We start from the raw sequence: 17,808 nt of genomic DNA, 5'->3' as shown, positions 1-17,808 counted from the left end.
CACCCCTGAATCCCGAGAGGAACCCCCTGATGGCCGATGCCCCACCGGCAAGGTGACCTTCGTGGGCGCCGGCCCCGGCGCCGCCGACCTGCTGACGTTCCGTGCCGCGCGTGCCATTTCCGACGCCGATGTCGTGATCTGGGCGGCGAGCCTCGTACAGGCCGAGATCCTGGAGCACGCGCGCGAGGGCGCCGAGATCCTGGACTCCGCCGCGATGTCCCTGGAGGACGTGGTGGCGGTGTACGAGCGGGCGCTGCGGGACGGGTTGAAGGTGGCGCGCGTGCACTCCGGCGACCCGGCGCTGTGGGGCGGCACGCAGGAGCAGGTCGACCGGTGCGACGAACTCGGCCTGGACGTCGAGATCGTGCCGGGCGTCTCGTCGTTCTCGGCGGTCGCCGCGATCGCGCAGCGCGAGCTCACGATTCCGGAGGTCGCCCAGTCCGTGATCCTCACCCGGCTCGGCGGCGGCAAGACGCCGATGCCGCCCGGCGAGGAGGTACGGGAGTTCGCGCGGCACGGCACGACGATGGCGATCTTCCTGTCGGCCGCCAGGTCCGGCCAGCTCACGGCGGAGCTGCTGGAGGGCGGGTACCGGACGGACACGCCGGTCGTCATCGCGTACCAGGTCACCTGGCCCGAGGAGTTGGTGCTGCGCTGCACCGTCGCCACGCTGGAGGAGACCGTGAAGGAGCACAAGCTCTGGAAGCACACGCTCTTCCTGGTCGGCCCCGCGCTCTCGGCCTCCGGTACGCGCTCGCACCTCTACCACCCGGGCCACTTCCACGGCTTCCGGCGGGCCGACCGCACCGCGCGGGCGGCGCTGCGCGAGGCGCGCAAGTCCGCGGGGGCGGGCGTCGAGGTGACGGCGGAGCCGGGGGCCGGGAAGTCCGGCTCATGATCACTGTTTTCGGTACGGGCACGGGCGCTCCGCTCTCCCCCGGCGCCCGTACGGCGCTCGACGCCGCCGGGCTCGTTGTCGGCGGGCGGCGCCACCTGGACGCCGCCGGGCTGCCCGACGGCACGGCCCGGGTGGTGCTGGGGCCGCTCGCGCCCGCGCTGGACGCGGTGGCGGAGCACCTCGCCAAGGAGGCGGACGGCGGCGGGGGCGGGGTCGTGGTGCTGGCCTCGGGCGATCCGGGGTTCTTCGGGATCGTGCGGGCTCTGGCGGAGCGGTTCGGTGCGCACGCCCTGGACGTACGGCCGGGCGCGCCCTCGGTTGCGGTCGCCTTCGCGCGGCTCGGGCTGCCGTGGGACGACGCGGTGGTGGTGAGCGCGCACGGGCGTGCGCTGCGTACCGCCGTGAACGTGTGCCGGGCGCACCCGAAGACGGCCGTGCTGACCGGGCCCGGCGCCGGACCCGCCGAACTGGGCGCCGCGCTCGCCCGTACCGGCATCGCGCGCACCCTCGTCGTGGCGTCCGCGCTCGGCGACGCCGACGGGGGCGAGAGCGTCGAGCGCCTCTCCCCCTGCGAGGCGGCGGCGCGCGACTGGCCGGCGACGGTCAGCGTCGTCGTGTGCCTGGACGAGTCACGGGCACTCGCGCCGGCGCAGCGGACGGTCGCCGGGCGGGGCATCGGTCCCGCCCAGTGGGCGCTGCCCGAGGCCGCGTTCGAGCACCGCGACTCGATGATCACGAAGTTCGAGGTACGGGCACTGGCGCTCGCCCGGCTCGGCCCGCGCCTGGGCGACCTGGTGTGGGACATCGGGGCGGGTTCGGGGTCCATGGCCGTGGAATGCGCGCGGCTGGGAGCGGCGGCGATCGCGGTGGAGAAGACCTGCGACGGCGTGGAACGTGTCCGGGCCAATGCCGCCGCCCACGGCGTGGACGTACAGACCGTGCACGGCGCGGCGCCGACGGTGCTGTCCCAACTGCCCGAGCCCGACGCGGTGTTCGTCGGCGGCGGCGGGCGTGAGCTGCCCGCCATCGTGGCGGCGTGCGCGCGCCGCGCGCGGCGCACCGTCGTGGTCGCGCTGGCGGCGCTCGACCGGGTGCCGGCGGTACGGGCGGCCCTGGCGTCCGCCGGGTTCGAGCCCGAGGGCGTACTGCTCCAGTCGTCGCGCCTCGCGCCGCTGCCCGGGGACGTGACCCGGCTCGCGGCCGCCAACCCTGTCTTTCTGCTGTGGGGCCACCGCCCCGCGGAACCGGCAAGTGAAGGAGCAGTTCAGTGATCGGCCTCATCTCCGCCACGGCGGCAGGCGCCGCGGCCCGCGACCGGCTGGCCGCGGCCTGGCCCGGTCGTACGCGGGTGTACGACGGCCCGGTGCGGGAGGCGGTCGGGCGCGCCTTCGCGGAATGCGACCAGCTGGTGTGCTTCCTCGCCACGGGCGCGGTCGTACGGCTCGTCGCCCCTCTCCTCTCGGACAAGGGGTCCGACCCGGGTGTGGTGTGCGTCGACGAGGCGCAGCGCCACGCGGTGTCGCTCGTCGGCGGCCACGGCGGCGGCGCGAACGAGCTGGCGCTCGCGGTGTCGGGCGTCCTGGGCTGCGCCCCGGTGATCACGACGGCCACGGACGCCACGGACATACCCGGACTGGACACCCTGGGCTGGCCAGTCGAGGGCGCGACGGCGGCGGTGACCCGCGCGATCCTGGACGGCGCCCCGGTCACGCTGGACGCGGACGCGGTGTGGCCGCTGCCGCCGCTGCCGGGGAACGTGACCCCGGCGGGCGGGGCGACACGCGTGGCGCCCGGCGCGGGCACCGGCTCGGCGCCGGAGCACGACCGCGCCGCCGGCGCGGAGCCCGCGGAGCCCGCCGTGAGCCTGGCCGAGGCGGCCGCGATCGCCGCCGTGCCGGTGGGCGGGCTGCCCGGCGCCATGGCGGCGACCGTCGCGGCCGGTGTCGTCGCCGAAGCGGCCGTCGCCGACGCGGCGCAGGAGCGGTCGCCGGACGCGCCCGCCGTGGTGCGCGTCAGCGACCGCCTGCTCGGGCTCGGGGAGCGCGAGGTCGTGCTGCGGCCGCCGTCGCTCGTCGTCGGCGTGGGCGCCAGCAAGGGCGCGCCCGCCGACGAGGTGTCCGGGCTGATCGAGGAGACGCTGGCGCAGGCGGGGCTCTCGGTGCCTTCCGTCGCCGCGCTGGCGACCGTCGACGCCAAGGCCGAAGAGGCCGGGATCGTCGAGGCGGCGGCCCGGCTGGGCGTGCCGCTGCGGACGTACGCCGCCGAGGAGCTGGCCCGTATCGACGTGCCGAACCCCTCGGGGGCTCCGCTCGCCGCCGTCGGCACACCCTCCGTCGCGGAGGCGGCCGCGCTCGTGGGCGGCGGTGAACTCCTCGTCCCGAAGCGGAAGTCGGCCCCCGAGGGCCGCGCCGCGATGGCGACCTGCGCCGTCGTCCGCAAGGAACCGCGCGGCCGTCTCGCGGTCGTCGGGCTCGGCCCGGGCGCACGTGATCTGCTGACGCCGCGCGCCCGCGACGAGATCCGGCGCGCCTCGGTGCTCGTCGGACTCGACCAGTACGTCGACCAGATCCGCGACCTGCTGCGACCGGGCACCCGGGTGCTGGAGTCGGGGCTCGGCGCCGAGGAGGAGCGGGCCCGTACCGCCGTCGCCGAGGCACGCGCCGGGCACGCGGTCGCGCTGATCGGGTCGGGTGACGCGGGGGTGTACGCCATGGCGTCGCCCGCGCTGGCCGAGGCGAGCGACGACATCGACGTCGTCGGCGTACCGGGGGTGACGGCGGCGCTCGCGGCCGCCGCGATCCTGGGGGCGCCACTCGGCCACGACCACGTCTCGATCAGCCTCTCCGACCTGCACACGCCGTGGGAGGTCATCGAGCGGCGCGTACGGGCGGCGGCGGAGGCCGACATCGTCGTGACGTTCTACAACCCCCGCAGCCGGGGCCGCGACTGGCAGCTCCCGAAGGCGCTGTCGATCCTGGCGGAGCACCGCGAGCCCACCACGCCCGTCGGTGTCGTACGCAACGCCTCACGACCGGACGGAACAAGCCGCCTCACCACGATCGCCGCCCTCGACCCGGCGACCGTCGACATGATGACCGTCGTGGTCGTCGGCAACACCGCCGCCCGCGAGATCGCCGGCCGCATGGTGACCCCGCGCGGCTACCGCTGGCAGACGGAGGGTTCGTGATGCAGAGGCTTGTCCATCCCATCGAGCAGGAGTCCTTCCGGCGCCTGCGTTCCCGCCTCGACACCTCGCACTTCGCGCCGCTGACGCGGGCCGTCGTGGAGCGGGTCATCCACTCCGCGGCGGACCTGGAGTACGCCACCGACCTGGTCTGCGACGAGCGCACGCTCGAAACCGCGCACGCCGCGCTGCACGCCGGGGCGCCGGTCGTCGTGGACGTGGAGATGGTCGCGGCGGGCATCACCCGGCGCGAGACGGTGTGCCGGCTGAAGGAGGCCGTGGCAGGCCCCGGTCTGACCCGCAGCGCGCACGCGGTCCGGCTGGCGTACGAGCAGGTCGGACCCGGCGCCCTGTGGGTGATCGGGTGCGCCCCCACCGCACTGGAGGAGCTGCTGCTCCTGAACGCCGAACCCGCGCTCGTCATCGGCCTGCCCGTGGGCTTCGTCGGTGCGGCCGAGTCCAAGGCGGCGCTGCGCGACAGCGGGCTGCCTGCCGTCAGCAACGTGTCGGAGAAGGGCGGTTCGGCGGTGGCGGCCGCCGCGCTGAACGCCCTGCTCTACACCCCTGTCACCACCCCCACCCCCCTCACCAAGGAGAACGCGTGACCACCGCGCCCCCCGCACTGCTGATCGCCGGCCACGGCACCCGGGACGACGCCGGAGCCGGAGCCTTCCGTGACTTCGTCGAGGAGCTGGGCCGGCGTCACCCCGAACTGCCCGTCGCCGGCGGCTTCATCGAGCTGTCCCCGCCGCCGCTCGGCGACGCGGTGACCTCCCTGGTCGAGCGGGGCGTCTCGCGCTTCGCGGCCGTGCCCCTGATGCTGGTGTCCGCCGGTCACGCCAAGGGCGACATACCGGCCGCGCTGTCCCGCGAGAAGGAGCGCCACCCGGGCATCTCGTACACCTACGGCCGTCCGCTCGGCCCGCACCCGGGTCTGCTGGCGGTGCTGGAGCGGCGGGTCGACGAGGTCCTCGGCGACCTGGACCGGTCCGAGGTGACCGTGCTGCTGGTGGGCCGGGGCTCGACCGATCCGGACGCCAACGCCGAGGTCTACAAGGCGGCACGACTGTTCTGGGAGGGACGTGGGTATGCGGGTGTGGAAACCGCATTCGTCTCGCTCGCCGCGCCCGACGTGCCGAGCGGGCTCGACCGCTGCACGAAGCTCGGGGCCAGGCACATCGTGGTCCTGCCGTACTTCCTCTTCACCGGGATCCTGCCGGACCGGGTGCGGCAGCAGACGCGGGACTGGGCAGAGGCGCACCCCTCGACGGGGGTCGTCTCGGCTGATGTGATCGGCCCCACCGAGGAGTTGATGGACCTCGTGATGGAGCGCTACCGCGAAGCCGTGAAGGGCGACATCCGCATGAACTGCGACACCTGCGTCTACCGGATCGCGCTTCCCGGCTTCGAGGACAAGGTGGGGGCACCGCAGCAGCCGCACTTCCACCCCGACGACGACGGCCACCACCATCACCACCACCCAGGCAGCCATGCCCACGCCCACTGACGCGGCGTCGGCCGGCGCCGCCGCTCATGATCTGCGGCATCACGGCGACGCCGAGGTGCGGGAAGGCGATCTCACCGATCTGGCGGTCAACGTACGGGCGGACACTCCCCCGGCCTGGCTGAAGGCCCGGATAGCCGCGTCCCTCGACACACTCGCGGCCTACCCGGACGGGCGGGCCGCGCGCGCGGCGGTCGCGGAGCGGCACGGGCTGCCGGTGGAGCGGGTGCTGCTGACGGCGGGCGCGGCGGAGGCGTTCGTGCTGCTCGCGCGGGCGCTCCCGGTGCGGCGGCCCGTCGTCGTACACCCGCAGTTCACGGAGCCGGAAGCGGCGCTGCGGGACGCGGGGCACGAGGTCGGGCGCGTCCTGCTGCGCGAGGAGGACGGCTTCCGGCTCGACCCGGCGGACGTACCCGAGGACGCGGATCTGGTGGTGATCGGCAACCCGACCAACCCGACGTCGGTCCTGCATCCTGCGGACACCATCACCCGGCTCGCCCGCCCCGGTCGGACCCTGGTGGTCGACGAGGCGTTCATGGACGCGGTGCCGGGCGAGCCGCAGGCGCTGGCGGGGCGTACGGACGTGCCGGGGCTCGTGGTGCTGCGGAGTCTGACGAAGACGTGGGGTCTGGCGGGTCTGCGCATCGGGTACGCCCTGGCCGGTCCGGGGACGATCGGCGCGCTGGAACGGGCTCAGCCGCTGTGGCCGGTGTCGGCGCCGGCGCTGACCGCCGCGCAGGCGTGCGTCGGTCCGGCGGCGCTCGCGGAGGCGACGCGGGCGGCGCACCGGGTGGCGGCCGACCGGGCGCACCTGCTGGCCGGGCTGGCGGAGTTCGAGGAGGTGCGGGCGGTGGAGGCGGCCGAGGGCCCGTTCGTACTGGTACGGATGGCCAGGGCCGACGCGGTACGGGTACGTCTGCGGAGCCTTGGCTTCGCGGTGCGGCGCGGGGACACCTTCCCGGGACTCGGCCCCGAGTGGCTCCGCCTGGCCGTACGCGACCGGGCGACGACGGGCCGCTTCCTCCAGGCCCTGGACCAGGCTCTGACGCTGGTGGGGCGCTGAGGCGCTTCTCCTGACCGCCGGTGTGCCGGTTGCGGTCACTTTCGGTCCGTCCCGCGTTCGAGGACCGGGGAGGACCGGGGAGGACCGGGGCAGCACGGCGGGTTCGGGGAGGGGCGGGCAGGGAAAGGTCCACAGGACCCGGCCCCGCTCGCCCCTTCCCCCGTGTCAGGCCCCGCCGTGGGAGCGCCGCTTCCTCGCCAGTGCCAGTACGCCGCCGCCCGCCGCCAGCAGCAGCGCCGCTCCGCCGGCCAGGTACGGGGTGGTCGAACTTCCGCCCGTCTCCGCGAGGTTCGCCTCGGTCGCCGTCTGGGGCTTCACGTCCGGGGCGGAGGGGGCGGAGGGGGCGGACGGGGCGGCAGGGGCCGCGGGCTCGCTCTTGGGTTCGTCCCTGGGCTCCTCCTTCACTGCCGCCGCTTTCGGCGACTGGCAGGTGGCGCCCGCGAGCGTGACCGTGCCCTCGACCTCGGCGACGTTCAGCTTGAGCGGGTTGACCGACACCTTGAGTTCGAGAGCGGTGGCAGCCGCCGTACGTGACGTCGTGTGCGTCTTCGACAGGTCGAGCGTCACCACGCCCACCGCCGGCACGTCGACCCGTGTCGGCCCGCCCGCCGACAGCGTGACCTTCTTCCCGAGCACCGTCACCGCGCCCAGCACGTTCGACTCGGCCACCGGCTGCCCGCCCGCCTCGCACAGCGCCTTCGAGGTGACCTTCTCGACCTCGATGAGCGAGAGCAGCGGCAGCCCCGGAACGTGCACCCTGGCGTGCGCCAGGTTGACGTACCCCTCGGCCTTGTGCGCGTCGGCCGTCGCCTTCGCCGTGGCCACGTCGGCGCGCAGCACGCTCACCGCCCTGCCCTGCTCCACGCCGTCCAACTGGACCGTCAGGGCGGTCTTCTCGGCGTTCCCCGGCGCCTTGACCTCGTTGAGCGCGGCCGTCAGCGGCACGTTGACGCTCTTGTTGAGCAGGGAGACGTCGAGCCCGGTACGGAGCACGACGGCGCTCGCGGTGCCCCCGCCGTCACCGCCGGTGGCGTGCGCCGCCGGGGCGGCGACGAGCAGGCTGGCGGGGCCCGTGGTCAGGGCGAAGGCGGCAGCGGAGGCTACGGACCGGCGCACGGACCGGCGTACGGACCGGGCTGCGGACCGGCGTACGGGCATGCTGAAGAAGGTGCTGTTCAAGGCGGTGGAACCCCCACAAGTGACGCGGCGCCGCCCGGCGCACTCCACGGGGACACGTGGGCGCCGGGGCGGCTGAGACACAGGAATACTTACGCACTTGGAGTGAACGGTCAGCTACCTGGGGTCACTTCACTCCATCGAGGGGTTTCCGATCCCGCATTCGAATTGAACGCCGTACGCGCGCACGTCCGTTCCCGTCGGTCAGCCCGCGACGATCCGGCCGTTCAGCACGATGTGGCGCGGTGCCGCGAGTACGCGCACGTCCGCCCGGGGGTCCTCGTCGTACACCACCAGGTCGGCGGGCGCGCCCTCCTCCAGCACCGGCCGCCCGAGCCACTTCCGTGCTCCCCACGCGGTGGCCGACAGGGCCTCGATCGCGGGGATGCCCGCCTTCACCAGCTCCGCGACCTCGTCCGCCACCAGGCCGTGGGCGAGGGACCCGCCCGCGTCCGTGCCGACGAAGACCGGGATGCCCGCGTCGTACGCGGCGCGGACGGTGTCGTACCGGCGCGCGTGCAGGTCCCGCATGTGTCCTGCCCAGCGCGGGAACTTGGCCTCGCCGCCGTCGGCGAGGTGCGGGAACGTCCCGATGTTGACGAGGGTGGGGACGATCGCGACGCCGCGCTCCGCGAAGAGCGGCACGGTGTCCTCCGTCAGGCCCGTGGCGTGCTCGATGCAGTCGATGCCCGCTTCCACGAGGTCGCGCAGCGACTCCTCGGCGAAGCAGTGCGCGGTGACCCGGGCGCCGAGCCGGTGCGCCTCCGCGATGGCCGCCTCGACCTCGCCGCGCGGCCAGCAGGCGCCCAGGTCGCCGGTCTCCCGGTCGAGCCAGTCGCCGACGAGCTTGACCCAGCCGTCCCCGCGCCGCGCCTCCCGGGCGACGTACGCCACCAGGTCGCCCGGCTCGATCTCGTGCGCGTAGTGACGGATGTAGCGGCGGGTACGGGCGATGTGCCGACCCGCCCTGATGATCTTCGGGAGGTCCTCGCGGTCGTCGATCCAGCGGGTGTCGGACGGCGATCCGGCGTCGCGGATCAGCAGCGTGCCCGCGTCCCGGTCGGTCAGCGCCTGCTTCTCGCTGGTGGCCTCGTCGACCGGGCCGTGCCGGTCGAGCCCGACGTGGCAGTGCGCGTCGACAAGACCGGGCAGCGCCCAGCCCCGCACGACGGAGACATCGGCGTCACGCACACCCGCGGGCCGTTCGTACGTGACGCGGCCGTCCACGGCCCACAGCTCGTCCCGTACGTCGTCGGGCCCCGCGAGGACCCGGCCCTTCACCCGCAGCACCATGCCATCACTCATGCACAGCACTCTACGAGGGGCCGGTTACGCTCGGCCGGGGAAGACCGACCACTGATCCACCGGCGTACACGTGAGGTACGCCTCCCCCCGACGCACCGATCCGAAGACCGAAGAGAGCCCCGCCGTGACACATCCGCTTCTGGACCTGGCCCCGCTGACCGCCGCGCACTTCGCGGCCGTCGAACGCCGGGTCGCCTCGCTGCTCTCCACCGAGCAGGACGTGGTGATCATGCAGGGTGAGGCGCTGCTCCCCCTCGAAGGGTGCATTCGCGGCGGCGCCCGCCCCGGTTCGGCCGCGCTGAACGTGGTGACCGGACCGTACGGGCAGACCTTCGGCAACTGGCTGCGCGACTGCGGCGCGGCCGTCTTCGACCTGACCGTGCCGTTCGACACGGCGGTCACCGCCGAGCAGATCGCGCGGGCGCTCGACGAGCATCCGGAGATCGACTTCGTGTCCCTGGTGCACGCGGAGGCAGCGACCGGCAACACCAATCCGGTCGCGGAGATCGGTGAGGCCGTACGGTCCCACGGCGCCCTCTTCATGCTCGACGCAGTCGCTTCGGTGGGCGCCGAGCCGATGCTTCCCGACGCGTGGGGCGTGGACCTGTGCGTGATCGGGGCGCAGAAGGCGATGGGCGGGCCGGCCGGGGTCTCGGCGGTGTCGGTGAGCGAGCGCGCGTGGGAGCGGTTCGCCGCGAACCCCGCCGCTCCGCGCCGGTCGTACCTCTCCCTCCTGGACTGGAAGCAGCGGTGGATCGACGGCGGCCGCAAGGCGCTGCTGCACGCACCGGCGCAGCTGGAGATGCTGGCGCTGGAGGCGTGCCTGGAGCGCATCGAGGCGGAGGGGCTCGGCGCGGTGCAGGCCAGGCACCTGGCCGCCGCCTCGGCCACCCGCGCGGGCGCGCTCGCGCTGGGCGGGGGCCTGGAGCCGTACGTCCGCACGGCGCGGGAAGCGGCGCCGGTCGCCACGACACTGCGCACGCCCGCCGGGGTCGACGCGTCGGAGGTCGTCGCGAAGGCGCTGGGCGCCGACCCGTCGCTGCCGCTCATCGCGGGCGGCGGGGCACTGTCCAAGGAGATGATCCGGGTCAATCACTACGGAATCGATGCCACACGGGGTGTGGTCCATTCGTCACTCGCCGCACTGGGTGCGGCATTGAGTGAATGCGGCGGGCAGGGTGTCGACTTCGATGCTGCCCGCAAGGCCGTGGCGGAAACCTGGCCCAGCGAATAGATTCCTTGAATTCAATGAACTCCGGATAACGGGAAGCTGCTTTATCAGTGCAGCTTCCCGTTTTCTTCTGCCCGCTTTCCCCGACCGTAAACGCCCGAGTTTCAACAAGGGTTCGCGGGCGTTTTGATCATGTGACTGACCCCACATTCAAAGAGATTTGCCCGGTTATTTCCGGTCAAATCGCCCGCAATTGCAGTGTGCTCGCGCTAAGTGCGGTCTCGCGCGATAACACAGAAAGAGCCCTCACCCAACCCCTTCCGACGATGCGCTTTTTGAATTTGCTCGGTAAATTTCCTCGGCATGACCGCCGCACCAGCAGACCTTGCAAGTGCCCGAAGCGAATTCCAGCAGATCGAAGCTCCGCGAGTGGAGGACGGAGCCGCGATCTGGCGCATTGCCCGCGACTCCCAGGCCCTGGACCTCAACTCCTCGTACAGCTACCTGCTGTGGTGCCGCGATTTCGCGGCGACGTCCGTCGTGGCCCGGGACCGCCCCGGCGGCGAGCCGGTCGCGTTCATCACGGGCTACGTACGCCCCGAGCGCCCCGAGACCCTCGTCGTCTGGCAGGTCGCCGTCGACCACGACCACCGCGGCCGCGGACTGGCCGGCACGCTCCTGGAGGCGCTGACCGAGAAGGTCGCCGCCCGCCTCGGGGTGAAGACGATCGAGACGACCGTGACCCCGGACAACACCGCGTCCAACCGGCTGTTCACCTCGTTCGCCGAGCGCCGGGGAGCGTCCCTGGAGCGCGAAGTGCTCTTCGACGGCGGGCTGTTCCCGGAGGGAACCCACCTGCCCGAGGTGCTGTACCGCATCGGCCCGATCACTCCCTGATACGCGCCGGTACGCCCTGACAGGCGTCTCACCCCCTCCCCCCTCGTTCTTTCACCACCCTCTCTCCCAGGAGACCGCCGTGACCATCACTCCCCCCGCCCTGAGCGTCTTCGAGACCCTGGAATCCGAGGTACGCAGCTACTGCCGCGGCTGGCCGGCCGTGTTCGACCGCGCGCAGGGCAGCCACCTGCACGACGAGGACGGCCACACGTACCTCGACTTCTTCGCCGGCGCCGGGTCACTGAACTACGGCCACAACAACCCGGTGCTGAAACGGGCGCTGATCGACTACATCGAGCGCGACGGCATCACGCACGGCCTGGACATGGCGACGACCGCCAAGCGCGCCTTCCTGGAGACGTTCGAGAACGTCATCCTGCGACCGCGCGACCTGCCGTACAAGGTGATGTTCCCGGGCCCGACCGGCACCAACGCCGTCGAGGCCGCGCTGAAGCTGGCCCGCAAGGTCAAGGGCCGCGAGTCGGTCGTGTCCTTCACCAACGCCTTCCACGGCATGTCGCTCGGCTCGCTCGCCGTCACCGGCAACGCGTTCAAGCGGGCCGGGGCCGGTATCCCGCTGGTGCACGGCACGCCGATGCCGTTCGACAACTACTTCGACGGCACCGTCGAGGACTTCCTGTGGTTCGAGCGGCTGCTCGAGGACCAGGGCTCCGGCCTCAACAAGCCCGCCGCCGTGATCGTCGAGACCGTACAGGGCGAGGGCGGCATCAACGTCGCCCGCGCCGAGTGGCTGCGCGCGCTCCAGGACCTGTGCCACCGCCAGGACATGCTGCTGATCGTCGACGACATCCAGATGGGCTGCGGCCGTACCGGCGGCTTCTTCTCCTTCGAGGAAGCCGGCATCACGCCGGACATCGTCACCCTGTCGAAGTCCATCAGCGGCTACGGCATGCCGATGTCGCTCTGCCTCTTCAAGCCCGAGCTGGACGTGTGGGAGCCGGGCGAGCACAACGGCACCTTCCGCGGCAACAACCCGGCCTTCGTCACCGCCACCGCCTCGCTCAACACCTACTGGGCCGACGGCCAGATGGAGAAGCAGACGCTGGCCCGCGGCGAGCAGGTCGAGCGGGCGCTGCTGGCCATCGCCGACGAGAACGCCGGGGCGGGCGTCAGCTTCCGGGGCCGCGGCCTGGTCTGGGGCCTGGAGTTCGCCGACAAGGACCGCGCCACGGCGGTCTGCCGCCGCGCCTTCGAACTCGGCATGCTGCTGGAGACCTCGGGTCCCCAGAGCGAGGTCGTGAAGCTGCTGCCGGCCCTCACCATCTCCCCCGACGAACTGGACCAGGGGCTGCGCATTCTGGCGCGCTCCGTCCGCGAGACCGCCTGACGGTTCTCCGCGGCAACGAAGTAACGAAGTACCAGAGAAGGGCTCAACGCACCGTGATAGTCCGATCGTTCAAGGACATTGAGGGCACCGACCGTCATGTGAAGGCCGCCTCCGGGACCTGGGAGAGCAAGCGCATCGTGCTCGCCAAGGAGAAGGTCGGCTTCTCGCTGCACGAGACCGTGCTGTACGCGGGTACGGAGACGTCGATGTGGTACGCGAACCACATCGAGGCCGTCCTGTGCACGGAGGGCGAGGCCGAGCTGACCAACGACGAGACCGGCGAGACCCACTGGATCACGCCGGGCACGATGTACCTGCTGGACGGCCACGAGCGCCACACCATGCGCCCCAAGACCGACTTCCGCTGCGTATGCGTCTTCAACCCTCCCGTCACCGGACGGGAGGACCATGACGAGAACGGTGTCTACCCGCTGCTGACCGAGGAGGTCTGAATCATGACCGACGTACTGACCGCACGCACCGAGACCCCCCGCGCCGACCTCTACCCGACGCGCGGCGCCGCCGAGGTGATCACCCCCCGCCAGGACCCGGTCGTCTGGTCGCCGCAAGGCGCGCCGGGGCCCATCGAGCCCGCCGACCTCGCGGGCTTCGAGCGGGACGGTTTCCTCGCCATCGACCAGCTCATCACCCCGGAAGAGGTGTCGCTCTACCGGGCGGAGCTGGACCGGCTGATCGGCGACCCGGGGGTGCGGGCGGACGAGCGCTCGATCATCGAGCCCAAGTCCCAGTCTGTACGGTCGGTCTTCGAGGTGCACCGCATTAGCGAGGTGTTCGCGCAGCTGGTGCGCGACCCGCGGGTGGTCGGCAGGGCCCGGCAGATCCTCGGCTCGGACGTGTACGTCCACCAGTCGCGGATCAACGTCAAGCCCGGCTTCGGGGCTTCGGGCTTCTACTGGCACTCGGACTTCGAGACGTGGCACGCCGAGGACGGTCTGCCGAACATGCGGACCGTGTCCGTCTCGATCGCGCTGACCGAGAACTACGACACCAACGGCGGCCTGATGATCATGCCGGGGTCGCACAAGGAGTTCCTGGGCTGCGCCGGTGAGACGCCCAAGGACAACTACAAGCGCTCGCTCCAGATGCAGGACGCCGGCATCCCGTCGGACGAGGTGCTGACGCGCATGGCGGACCGCCACGGCATCAGGCTGTTCACGGGCAGGGCCGGCTCGGCGACCTGGTTCGACTGCAACGCGATGCACGGCTCGGGCGACAACATCACGCCGTACGCGCGCAGCAATGTCTTCATCGTCTTCAACAGCGTGGAGAACACGGCGGTCGAGCCGTTCGCGGCGCCCGTGCCGCGGCCCGACTTCATCGGCGCGAGGGACTTCACGCCGGTGAGGTGAGACCGGGGCCGTGAGGGACGACGGTCACGCGGGGCGGGCGGGACAGGTTCGGTGGAACCGGTCACGCCCGCCCCGCGTTCTGGGCTCAGGGCTCAGGGCTCGGGCTCGGACTCGGGTCCGGGCTCGGGTCCGGGCTCGGGTCCGGGCTCGGGCTCCGCTCAGGCTGCCAGCGCCGGGTAGTCGGTGTACCCCTTGTGGTCACCGCCGAAGAAGGACGCCGGGTCCGGGGTGTTGTACGGGCCTTCGGTCCTGAGCCGGGCCGGCAGGTCCGGATTGGCGAGGAAGAGCGCTCCGAAGGCGACGAGGTCGGCGACGCCCTCCTCGACGAGCGCGAGCGAACCGTGGTCCGTGGGGCCCTCGGTCGCCGGGTTGAGGATGAACGCGCCGGAGAACTTCGCCCGCAGCTCCAGCGTCAGCTCCCGCACCTGCGGCCCGGCCTCGACCGCGTGCAGGTACGCGATGCCCAGCGGGGCTATCGCCTCGACGAGCGCCGGGTAGACGAGCTCGGCGTCGGTCTCGGCCATGTCGTTGTACGGGTTGGCGGGCGAGATCCGCAGGCCGGTCCGGTCGGCGCCGACGGCTTCGGCGACCGCCTTGGTGACCTCAGTGGCGAAGCGGACGCGGTTCTCTACGGAGCCGCCCCACTCGTCGGTGCGCAGGTTGGTGCTGGTGGAGAGGAACTGCTGGATCAGATAGCCGTTGGCGCCGTGCAGCTCGACCCCGTCGAAGCCGGCGTCGATGGCGTTGCGGGCGGCCGCCGCGAAGTCGGCGATGGTCGCGCGGACCTCGTCGCCCGTCAGCTCGCGCGGGGTGACGAAGTCCTTCATGCCCTCGGCGGTGTAGAGCTGACCGGCGGCACGAACGGCGGACGGGGCGACCGGGACCAGCCCGTCGGGCAGGAGCGAGGGGTGGCCGATGCGGCCGGAGTGCATGAGCTGTGCGAAGATCCGGCCGCCCGCGGCGTGCACCGCGTCGGTGACCTCGCGCCAGCCGGCGATCTGCTCCGCGCTGTGCAGGCCGGGGGTGAACGGGTAGCCCTGGCCGACGACGGAGGGCTGGACGCCTTCGGTGACGATCAGGCCGGCGGAGGCACGCTGGGTGTAGTACTCCGCCGTGAGCTCGGTGGGTACGCCGCCCTCGCCGGCGCGGCTGCGGGTCATCGGAGCCATCACGACGCGGTTGGCCAGTGGGGTGCCCGAGAGGTCGAACGTATCGAATGCGGTGGTCATGGCAGAAGCCTCCGAAAGAGATATGTGGTCGGCCAAGTAATCCGGCGAGAGCCACTGTAGCGCATTACTTGGCCGACCAAGGTAAAGTTGGCTCCGACAGTTCCGACAAGGAGTTCCTATGAAGGCCGACCCCGCCTGTCCCGGGCTGCCGAGCACCGCGAGCGGCGCCCCGGTCAGCCACTCCATCTCCCAGACGGCGCGGCTCCACCGCATCGCGGCGGGCAGGCTGCTGCGCGACCTCGGCCTCTACCCGGGCCAGGAGATCGTGATGATGCACCTGTGGGACGCGGGACCGGTCCGCCAGTCGGAACTGATCAAGGCGGTCGGACTCGACCCGTCGACGGTGACGAAGATGCTCCAGCGCCTGGAGCAGTCGGGCCATGTACGCCGCTGCCCCGACCCGTCCGACCGGCGGGCCGCGCTCGTCGAGGCGACGGGCACGAGCTGCGCCCTGAAAACGCAGGTGGAGCAGGCGTGGCGGCAGCTGGAGGACATCACTCTGGCCGGACTCGACGCGGACGAGCGCGGGGAACTGCTGAGGCTGCTGGGTCGCGTGGAGGGCAATCTCTGCCCGCAGGCGCGCGAGGCGGCGGCCGACGGGGCGTGCGACGCCGGAGCGTAGGCGGGGCACCGGCGACGCTCCGGCCCGGCCCGGGCCCGGCCCGGGCCCGGCCCGGGCCGCTCCGGAGCGGACCGGAGCGGACCGGAGCGGACCGGGGCCGCACTCAGTCGGCCAGCACGTCCAGCACCCGGTCCACGTCGGCCGTGGTGTTGTAGAGGTGGAACGACGCGCGCAGGTTGCCCGCGCGGACCGAGACGACGATGTCCGCGGCCGTCAGCGCGTCGATCCGGTGCGCGAGGCCCGGCGTGGAGACCACCACGGAGTCGGCGGGAATCGGGGTGTGACCGAGGGACACGAGCCCCTCGCGGTAGCGCGCGGCGAGGGCGAGGTTGTGGTCGCGCACGTTCTCCACGCCGACCTCGTCGAGGAACGCGAGCGACTGCTCGGCGCCGACGTACGGCAGGAAGGGCGGCGGCTCGTCGAACCGGCGCGCACCGCGGGCGAGTTCTCGCACGGGGCCGTACGTGCTGGTCCATATGTCCTCGCCCGCCATCCACCCCGCGTGCAGTGGCGTGAGACCCTCCTGCGCCTCCTCGGTCACGGTGAGGAACGACGCGCCGCGCGGGGCCATCAGGTACTTGTAGGCGCCGGCGACGGTGTAGTCGAAGCCGCTCGCGTCGAAGGGCAGCCAGCCCACCGCCTGGGTCGCGTCGACGAGCGTACGGGCGCCGTGGGCGGCGGCAGCGGCCCGCAGGGCCGACAGGTCGGCCGGGCGGCCGTCGGCGGACTGCACCGCGGAGACCGACACCAGCGCGGTCTCCGCGCGCACCGAATCGGCCAGGTCCTCCAGCGGCACGTACCGCATCTTGAGGTCCCCGCGCACCGCGAAGGGGTTGATCACCGAGGCGAAGTCGCCCTCCACGCAGAGGACTTCGGCTCCGGCCGGCAGCGAGGCGGCGATCAGCCCGACATGGACGGACACCGCGCTGCCGACGGCGACCCGGTCGCCGGTAACGCCGACGAGCCGCCCGTAGGAGGCGCGCGCGGCGGCCACCGCGTCGAAGCTGGAGCCGCCGTCCGGGCTGCCGGTCGCGTTCAGCTCGGCCGCGAGCTTGACCGCCTCGACGCCGCGGCGGGGCAGCAGCCCGCAGCTGGAGGTGTTGAGGTATGTCGTCTCCGGCGCGAACTCCGCGCTCACGGCTTCGGTGAGAGTAAGAGGCTTCATGCCCCCACTCTGCTACGCCGCCAACTCCCCGTCCATTGCGTATTTTTGGCGCAGAGCTCCAAGCTTCTCTTATACGTCGCCGCCTTACGCGCCGCTGGTGCTGCCGATGCCGGCGCGGCTCACCCACGCCTGCTCCAGCGCCTGCGTGAAGACCTCGGCGGGCTGCCCGCCGGAGATCCCGTAACGCCGGTCGAAGACGAAGAACGGCACACTGTCCGCCCCCAGCTCGGCGGCCTCGCGCTCGTCACCGCGCACCTCGTCGGCGTACGCGCTCCCGTCGGCCAGCACGGCGCGCGCCTCGTCGGCGTCGAGCCCGGCCTCCACGGCCAGCTCCAGCAGCACCGCCGGGTCGAAGACCGAGCGCTCCTCGGCGAAGTTGGCGCGGAAGGCGAGGTCCAGCAGCGCGTCCTGACGGCCGCGCGCCGCGGCGAGGTGCAGCAGCCGGTGGATGTCGAAGGTGTTGCCGTGGTCACGGCCCTCGGCCAGGAAGCCGAGCCCCTCGGCGTGCGCGTGGGAGGCGACCTGCTGCTCCATGGCCAGCACTTCCTCGTGCGTACGCCCGTACTTCCTGGCCAGCATGCCGGTCACCGGTTCGGTGACGCCCTTGGGGCTCGTGGGGTCGAGCTCGAAGGAGCGGTGCACCACCTCGACGTCGGCACGGTGCGGGAAGGCGGCCAGCCCCTTCTCGAAGCGGGCCTTGCCGATGTAGCACCAGGGGCAGGCGATGTCGCTCCAGATCTCGACGCGCATGTCTTTCTTCACTCCAGGTCAGAGGCGTTCTCGGGCGCACGGAGGCGCCCTCCGCTCCATCCGGCAACACACGGCGGGCGGGGCTCATTCCCGGCGGTGGTCAGACGGTGCCGGCGGTGTGCTCGG

At 72.5% G+C, this 17,808-nt stretch carries 17 protein-coding genes; 12 read left to right on the top strand and 5 right to left on the bottom strand.

From position 1 onward, the window contains the following. Positions 1-52: 52 nt before the first annotated feature. Genes cobM through cobC form a run of 6 tightly spaced genes read left to right on the top strand, consistent with a single transcriptional unit; the run spans position 53 to position 6,649 of the window. Entirely contained in the window at positions 53-898 is an 846-nt protein-coding gene (cobM, locus tag AS594_RS26480; protein WP_069935430.1) for a precorrin-4 C(11)-methyltransferase, read from the top strand. Further along, positions 895-2,169 carry a bifunctional cobalt-precorrin-7 (C(5))-methyltransferase/cobalt-precorrin-6B (C(15))-methyltransferase gene (locus AS594_RS26475; protein ID WP_069929363.1) on the top strand — a complete coding sequence of 425 codons (1,275 nt, stop codon included), beginning with the start codon at positions 895-897 and terminating at the stop codon, positions 2,167-2,169. Before cobM ends, AS594_RS26475 begins: the two co-directional genes overlap by 4 nt. Beyond that, complete coding sequence (gene cobJ / locus AS594_RS26470) at positions 2,166-4,085, top strand: precorrin-3B C(17)-methyltransferase (RefSeq protein ID WP_069935429.1); 1,920 nt, start codon at positions 2,166-2,168, stop codon at positions 4,083-4,085. Before AS594_RS26475 ends, cobJ begins: the two co-directional genes overlap by 4 nt. Then, on the top strand, positions 4,085-4,687 hold the full coding sequence (locus AS594_RS26465; protein ID WP_069929361.1) for a precorrin-8X methylmutase: 603 nt from the start codon (positions 4,085-4,087) through the stop codon (positions 4,685-4,687). The genes cobJ and AS594_RS26465 overlap by 1 nt, the downstream gene beginning before the upstream one ends. Next, positions 4,684-5,589, top strand: coding sequence for a sirohydrochlorin chelatase (locus AS594_RS26460; protein ID WP_069929360.1), 906 nt, complete (start codon positions 4,684-4,686; stop codon positions 5,587-5,589). The genes AS594_RS26465 and AS594_RS26460 overlap by 4 nt, the downstream gene beginning before the upstream one ends. Further along, complete coding sequence (gene cobC, locus AS594_RS26455; protein ID WP_069929359.1) at positions 5,573-6,649, top strand: Rv2231c family histidinol phosphate aminotransferase CobC; 1,077 nt, start codon at positions 5,573-5,575, stop codon at positions 6,647-6,649. The genes AS594_RS26460 and cobC overlap by 17 nt, the downstream gene beginning before the upstream one ends. Positions 6,650-6,814: 165 nt before the next feature. Here cobC and AS594_RS26450 read toward each other — a convergent pair whose 3' ends face one another. Both AS594_RS26450 and AS594_RS26445 read right to left on the bottom strand, forming a co-directional pair. Continuing rightward, the gene (locus tag AS594_RS26450) at positions 6,815-7,828 is read right to left on the bottom strand and encodes an SCO1860 family LAETG-anchored protein (RefSeq protein WP_420877843.1); all 1,014 of its coding nucleotides are present in this window, start codon (positions 7,826-7,828) and stop codon (positions 6,815-6,817) included. 201 nt (positions 7,829-8,029) lie between these two features. After that, positions 8,030-9,130 carry an amidohydrolase family protein gene (locus AS594_RS26445; protein ID WP_069929358.1) on the bottom strand — a complete coding sequence of 367 codons (1,101 nt, stop codon included), beginning with the start codon at positions 9,128-9,130 and terminating at the stop codon, positions 8,030-8,032. A 124-nt stretch (positions 9,131-9,254) separates the two neighbouring features. Here AS594_RS26445 and AS594_RS26440 point away from each other — a divergent pair, with 124 nt between their 5' ends. The 5 genes from AS594_RS26440 to thpD all read left to right on the top strand — a co-directional run bounded on the left by AS594_RS26440 (position 9,255) and on the right by thpD (position 13,916). Then, positions 9,255-10,364, top strand: a complete 1,110-nt coding sequence (locus tag AS594_RS26440; RefSeq protein ID WP_069930800.1) for a pyridoxal-phosphate-dependent aminotransferase family protein — start codon at positions 9,255-9,257, stop codon at positions 10,362-10,364. Positions 10,365-10,664: 300 nt separating this feature from the next. Then, positions 10,665-11,198, top strand: a complete 534-nt coding sequence (ectA, locus tag AS594_RS26435; RefSeq protein ID WP_079144394.1) for a diaminobutyrate acetyltransferase — start codon at positions 10,665-10,667, stop codon at positions 11,196-11,198. A gap of 79 nt (positions 11,199-11,277) precedes the next feature. Then, positions 11,278-12,546, top strand: a complete 1,269-nt coding sequence (gene ectB / locus AS594_RS26430; RefSeq protein WP_069929356.1) for a diaminobutyrate--2-oxoglutarate transaminase — start codon at positions 11,278-11,280, stop codon at positions 12,544-12,546. Positions 12,547-12,599: 53 nt separating this feature from the next. Next, complete coding sequence (locus tag AS594_RS26425) at positions 12,600-12,998, top strand: ectoine synthase (RefSeq protein WP_069929355.1); 399 nt, start codon at positions 12,600-12,602, stop codon at positions 12,996-12,998. 3 nt (positions 12,999-13,001) lie between these two features. Continuing rightward, entirely contained in the window at positions 13,002-13,916 is a 915-nt protein-coding gene (gene thpD / locus AS594_RS26420) for an ectoine hydroxylase (RefSeq protein ID WP_069929354.1), read from the top strand. 158 nt (positions 13,917-14,074) lie between these two features. Here thpD and AS594_RS26415 read toward each other — a convergent pair whose 3' ends face one another. Further along, positions 14,075-15,145 (bottom strand): alkene reductase, encoded by a 1,071-nt coding sequence (locus AS594_RS26415; protein ID WP_069929353.1) that lies wholly within the window; start codon positions 15,143-15,145, stop codon positions 14,075-14,077. Between the two features lie 118 nt (positions 15,146-15,263). Between AS594_RS26415 and AS594_RS26410 the strand changes: the two genes are divergently transcribed. Further along, a complete protein-coding gene (locus AS594_RS26410) occupies positions 15,264-15,767 on the top strand; it encodes a MarR family winged helix-turn-helix transcriptional regulator (protein ID WP_069929352.1) in 504 nt (167 codons plus the stop codon). A 103-nt stretch (positions 15,768-15,870) separates the two neighbouring features. On the opposite strand, the gene AS594_RS26405 is transcribed toward AS594_RS26410, so the two are convergent. Beyond that, on the bottom strand, positions 15,871-16,932 hold the full coding sequence (locus tag AS594_RS26405; protein WP_069929351.1) for an aminotransferase class V-fold PLP-dependent enzyme: 1,062 nt from the start codon (positions 16,930-16,932) through the stop codon (positions 15,871-15,873). Between the two features lie 84 nt (positions 16,933-17,016). Continuing rightward, positions 17,017-17,682 (bottom strand): DsbA family oxidoreductase, encoded by a 666-nt coding sequence (locus tag AS594_RS26400; protein ID WP_069929350.1) that lies wholly within the window; start codon positions 17,680-17,682, stop codon positions 17,017-17,019. Positions 17,683-17,808 lie beyond the last annotated feature (126 nt).

This window comes from Streptomyces agglomeratus (assembly GCF_001746415.1).
Taxonomy (GTDB): domain Bacteria; phylum Actinomycetota; class Actinomycetes; order Streptomycetales; family Streptomycetaceae; genus Streptomyces; species Streptomyces agglomeratus.
This window is presented reverse-complemented; position numbering and strand designations above follow the sequence as displayed.